The organism is Luteolibacter pohnpeiensis, from assembly GCF_016595435.1.
Taxonomy (GTDB): Bacteria; Verrucomicrobiota; Verrucomicrobiia; order Verrucomicrobiales; family Akkermansiaceae; genus Luteolibacter; species Luteolibacter pohnpeiensis.
Genome location: NZ_JAENIJ010000196.1, coordinates 1 through 506 on the forward strand (window position 1 = coordinate 1; position 506 = coordinate 506).

The 506-nt window shown below is 55.3% G+C and carries 1 protein-coding gene; it reads right to left on the reverse strand.

Annotated elements, in window-relative coordinates; translation table 11 throughout:
- Positions 1-22: 22 nt before the first annotated feature.
- The coding region (locus JIN85_RS20940; RefSeq protein ID WP_234047552.1) for a hypothetical protein at positions 23-506 on the reverse strand (484 nt) is incomplete at its 5' end.

The following is a 506-nucleotide window of genomic DNA, read 5'->3' on the forward strand; positions in this document are numbered from 1 at the left end:
AACGTCAAAGGCCTGGCACCCGCTACCGGGAGCGCCCCTCCGATTCTGGTTGAGGTTTGTCACCACCCTCCGAATCCGACTCGGGGCGGGTAGCGGGTTGTCCAGCGCCGCCTTGTTCGGCTTTGGTTTCATTGTCTCGCAGAGCTTTGAGGAGTGCTGTCACTTGATCCGTCGGAGCCCCGTCCTCCGAGAAGACAGCTTCGTCGTAGGTCATCGTGTTCAACCATCCCTGATTGTAACCGCGCTCGCCGAAGTAGATGAAGATCCCGATCGGTTCCTGTTGCAATTCGCCAATCTTGCCCTTGATCTCCTTTCCATTCAGGAAAAGTCGCCCGATTCGCTTCTCAGCTCGAGTCCCTTTCAATTTGACTTCGTAAACGTATCTCCAGCCCTTGTGCGTATACACGCCCGCTTCGGTTGGAAACGGAACTGGGTCAGCCTTGCAAATCACGCAAGACATGAGCGAAACCAGTATAGGGAGTGCGGTCTTCATTTTCTGCCGAACG